Source organism: uncultured Gimesia sp. (assembly GCF_963972345.1).
Lineage (GTDB): Bacteria > Planctomycetota > Planctomycetia > Planctomycetales > Planctomycetaceae > Gimesia.
The window spans coordinates 1-5,102 of the sequence record NZ_CAXAVM010000305.1; the positions used below are offsets into that span (position 1 = coordinate 1).

Annotated in this window: 2 protein-coding genes; both read right to left on the minus strand. The window is 53.3% G+C overall.

Annotated elements, in window-relative coordinates:
• The coding region (locus AACZ40_RS28100) for an exo-alpha-sialidase (RefSeq protein ID WP_339676882.1) at positions 1-1,742 on the minus strand (1,742 nt) is incomplete at its 3' end.
• Positions 1,743-1,867: 125 nt separating this feature from the next.
• Positions 1,868-4,876, minus strand: a complete 3,009-nt coding sequence (locus AACZ40_RS28105; protein ID WP_291167437.1) for a PVC-type heme-binding CxxCH protein — start codon at positions 4,874-4,876, stop codon at positions 1,868-1,870.
• Positions 4,877-5,102 lie beyond the last annotated feature (226 nt).

Here is a 5,102-nt window from a genome sequence, read left to right on the forward strand (position 1 = left end):
AAGCCACAATCTTCCTTCCCGATCGAGTACACCACGTAGAGCTTGCCGTCATGTTCATGGGCATAGGGATATGACCATTGCTTGCTTTTCGCGAAACCGGAAAAGCGGGGAGGCACCGATTTCCCATGTCGAATCGTCCACATCCGACTGAATGCAGATTCGCCAAGCTGACTGACAGAGATCACCAGCGTATCCCGGTTTTTCAGATTGGAAACCAGGTACTGCTGTCCCGTGCTAAGTGTCCCCAGATACGCCTTGGCGCGCGGCATCGGCAGATTTGCGGGTCGGGCCTGAGACCAGCTGCGACCGTTATCCTGACTGACAGAAATCCAGGCCGTTCCCCCGCCGCCACGAATCACCGCGCGAACATTCTTCCCGTCGAGGCCCACCGTCGTCTCCGCAAAAGAGGGAGACAGCTCGGGAGGATACGGAATCTGAACCGTATCCCAATGCAGCAGATCATTGCCATGACTGATGGCGACGACAGGCAGGCCATCCTGATCCTGTCCGCCGGTAATCAGATTCCCATCGGGCATGCGAACCGGTTCATCGTAAGGCCAGCAGTTCTGCATCACGATGCCCTTTGATTCCCACCGATCCGTTTCCTCATTCAGCACGAATGCTTCTCCCTTGAGGCCGGGAAAACGCTTTGCCGGTTTACCCACTCCAAATCGACTGCCGATCGTCCATAATCTCCCCTGATGCTTCAACAGCACGCCATGACTGTGCCGCTCGGACCCCTCGAAACCGGGTCCGATCACTTCCAGTTCCGACCAGGTCTTCCCGCCATCTTCAGAACGACGGCCCTGCAGTGTTTCATGCGGCCCATTTTCATGTTCCGGACTGTTAGCCCAGTTCGCATACAAAACCCCCTGATGAGCAATGATGGCCGCACCATGCAGAAATTTATAGCCGTCCTTCTCGGCGCGATGAATTGTCTGGTGCGTCATACCCGGCACTGTGGGAATCTCTGCGAGATCAGCGGGAATTGGCGGTCCCGTCCAGAGAATAACCGGTTCCGGCAGTGGATCCACTTTTCCCGGATCTGGCAGTTGAGTCCCTCCCTGGATCACCAGATCATCAATCAGATACCAGGCATCCTGCGCCAGTCGTGTACCCGAAACCAGCGCCAGCCCTGACAGTTGCAGATCAGTCCTGTAAGCGTGCAGAGTTCCCGTTGGAGATCCTGGCAGCTTGAGTTCTCCCGGTTTCGATAACCAGAAATCAATGCCCGTCTGCTTTGCATCAACCAGGATCCGCAGGCGATGCCAGATCGGATCCGCCGGATCCTTTGAAGGTTCGACGTCACTTGAGATCAATCGCCAGGCACGGGTACGACCATCATACTGCTGCAATTTGCCATTTTGAATACAGAGATTCAGCTGGCTGGCATCAGTCCCCTCCGGTTCGAAAGACCATAGATTCAGAGAGCGACCCGCACCGGGTGAAAATGCAAAAGACAGTTCAATCAACAGTCTCTGTTGTGGCTGAGAAAACCGCTGAGTGATCGCAGTCAGACGACCTGATGTAGAACGCACGCTTTTGAGAGCCTGCTTCGATGCCCCTGCTCCCTGCGCAACTACTTTTACATCGGGAGAAGTGCCTGACAGAAAAACAGACCAGCCCTCCGGAACGGTTCCCACCTGATCTGCTTCAAATCCAGTTTGATAAATCACATCGTCCGCGGCAATCAATGCAGCAGGAAACACCAGGCAGGCCATCAGCGTCAACACAGTTTTCATGGGATGACCTTTCAGCGCATTAAAGTCGATTCCAGTTTTTCTGTAGTATACACGAAACTTGTCTGTCTTTCAGGCTTGTAACCTGAACCGGGCCGGCTGATTTCAGGAAAGACGAGTTTACTCACTTATTTAATTGAATTCAAATAGGCGAGCAGGTCGGCCATTTCCTGGGGATTGATCTGCTTTTCCAGTCCCTCAGGCATGAATGACAGCCGCGAACTGATCAGTTCATCAATATCAATTCGCAGTACCGTATCACTCGTGCCATCCGCCCGGGCGATTGTGATGCTGTTCGCATTTTCTTCTTTGATCAGACCGGTAATCGTTCTTCCCTGCGTCGTCACCAGCAGGTACGTCACATATTGAGGTTTGACCTCCCGGTTGGGATCGAGAATATTGAGCAGCACCGCGTCCGTGCCCCGATCTTTAATCGCTTTCAGGTCGGCTCCCAGTTGCACGCCGACATTCTCCAGGCGATGACAGGCTGAGCAGGATTTCTTGAAGACCTGTTTCCCATTGGCCGCATCCCCCTTCAGTTTCAAAGATGCCTGATACTCTTTAATCACGTCGGATCGCCCGGTCAATCGCTCATTATGAAATAACGATTCTGCCAGTTTTTTGACGGTGCTGTCCTGGTTGGTTTTCAACAGTTGCACACGCTCGGGGCCGATGTCTCCGGGATTGATGTCCCCCGCTTTCACCGCATCCAGCAGACTGAGCAGCCATGGTTTACGGGAGAAGAGCGTCTCTACTGCACTCATCCGTAATTGCGGACTCAGTCCCGGCCAGGCTTCAATCAGCAGTTCCGCCACGCGATCATCATTAACCAGTCCCAGCGCAGTAATCGCCCGCTGGCGAACCGGCAAAGGCTGCTGCACGGAAAGCAACTCTTCAAATACCGGCTGCGTCTCATCGAACAGTCCGATGCTCAATGTGGGGATGGCTGCCACGCGTCCTTTCACCGCCGCTTTGTCATTCGTCGCCTGGGCAATCGCCGACTGCATCATTCCTTTCAGAAGTTTTGCAGTGTGCTCACTGTCAGATTTGGCAATCACCTGCTTGGTCACACCCGAGGCGCGAGACAGCAGATTCCGAAACAGAATTTCCGCCAGCTTCTGATTTGATTCGGGCAGAGCTTCCAGTGCAGCCAGAACCCGTTTCACATTCGCTGCTTCCTGCTGCGCACCGATCTGAACGGCTAACGCAACCAGAAACTGTTCAATCTGTTTCTCTTTCAACGCATCGGTATTCTTGATCAGAATTTCGAAGACTTCCCCGGTCCCCTGATCCAGCGAACTCTGCACCGCCATCCGAATCCACTGATTGGCCGCATGCCGTTCCAGCAGATCCGCCAGCGCCGCGTTGCGTGCCAACGATTCGAATGCCCCCAGCGAGAAAGCCGCCTGATATTGCACTTCCAGTGAAGGATCGGTCGCCAGAGCAATCATCTGCTGTTGAATCTCGTTCGCATCTGCATACTGCTCGGCAATTTTCAACGACTGCTTACGGACCTGGAATTCTTTGTCTTGCAGTCCTTTCAGCAGCGTCGCAGAATCGAGTGATTTCAAAGCCTGCAGCGACCAGAGTGCCGTCGCCCGCGTAATCGGTTTTGTAGATCCTGTCGCCAGCTGCTTCAGGTCCCCGGCGATCGAGGTATCCTGACGCTCGTATAACAGTCTTTGCGCCGTATCGCGTGTCCAGCCATTATCACTTTCCAATAACTCAACCAGTTCCTGTGAACTCAGTTTTGTCAGATCGGCTGACTGAGGCTGCTGAAAGCCTTTGGGTACGATTCGGTAAATCCGTCCTTTATCCTGTCCGCCCACCGGATCCAGATGCTTGATCACCTCTTCCGGAATAAAGGGAGCCCCTTCAATCAGCTCGCGATACATGTCTAGCACATACAGTGCGCCTTCCGGGCCATTCTCAAATTGAACCGGCCGAAACCAGATATCCGTTGAAGCCAGGAACTCGGCATCCTGGTCGGCCCGGGGAGCAACCAGCGACAGTCCGTCCGGCTGGGGAGCAGCACGATAAACAAGATTGTTAGCCGGTTCGCCCACAAAAATATTGCCCTGATATTCAGCAGGCCAGGCGTCCCCACGATAAACGGTAATTCCAGTCGCCGCGGTAAAGAAACCGGAAGGCTGACCTTTTTCAGCGTCGCCCCGCTCGCTCGCAGCACGGATCCGGGACCGCAGAATCCGCCATGGTTCGACCTGGCTGATGCGGAGCAGCTTCGTGAATTTTCCCCCGGGAGCAATCGAAACCGGAGCTGCCGGAGGCGCCAGATAGGGATTGCGGGCGATATAACGATCATCGTACATCAGCACCTGCATGGGAACGCTGTTGGCGCAGACAAACTCACGGTTCCAGTTGCCCAGGCTCATCCCATGCTGTCCGCCGCCGGTCGTCAGTTCAATCGTGCGGGTCTCGGGATCCAGGATAACGCCGCGCCCCTTGGTATTGTAGGTCTTCTTGTTCTCGTCAGCAGCGATGGTCACATCTCCGCCATCGATGCCTGTAGAAAAATGGATTTTGTTATCCAGGCCCCAGCGGAAGGAATTGATCATCCCCTCATCGCCTTTATCCCGGCCAAATCCCGTCATCACGACTTCGCGTACATCCGCAATGCGGTCTCCATCCGTGTCTTTGCAGTAATACACATAAGGTGGTGCCCCGACAAAGACGCCCCCTTTGTAACAAAAAACCGCCGTCGGCAGAGTCAGACCGGACAGAAACGGATAACTCTTATCGAATCGGCCATCGCCGTCCGTATCTTCCAGCAGTTTAACAGAACTGTATCCTTCCTGATTCGCATCGTTGTATTCCGGCATTTCAACGACATAAGCACGACCGCGGGCATCAAAGCACATCGCGACCGGATCTCGAACCAGAGGCTCTGCCGCCACCAGCTGAATCTCAAAATCGGGATGGATTTTAAATGACTTCAGCGCCTCTTCCGGACTCCGCGGTAAAATCCGAGGCATTTCAGCAGAGTAATCCACCTTGGGTTTTGTTTCCGATTTATCTGCTGACCGAGCTGTGATGGTCAACCCGATCAACAAGGCAAAAAACAGAGCGGAAACAAAAGCAGAAATACGAAAACGCGAGGTCGGAATAAAGGCAGGCATGAATCAATCCTGTTGAAGACTCAGGAGGCGGGAAAGGGACTTTATTTAACATCCCTAATTTATAAGGTTTCTGCATTATAAAGCAGGTATCATAGCAAGTTGAAGCATGCGATGCAGAAACTGGTCCATTTTATACAAATCAGTATTCGCTGATCTATTTCATTCTAGAAAGTAGAAAAGTTGCTAGTTCTTCATCAGCTGCTTCAGTTCCGCCTGCATCTGTTTG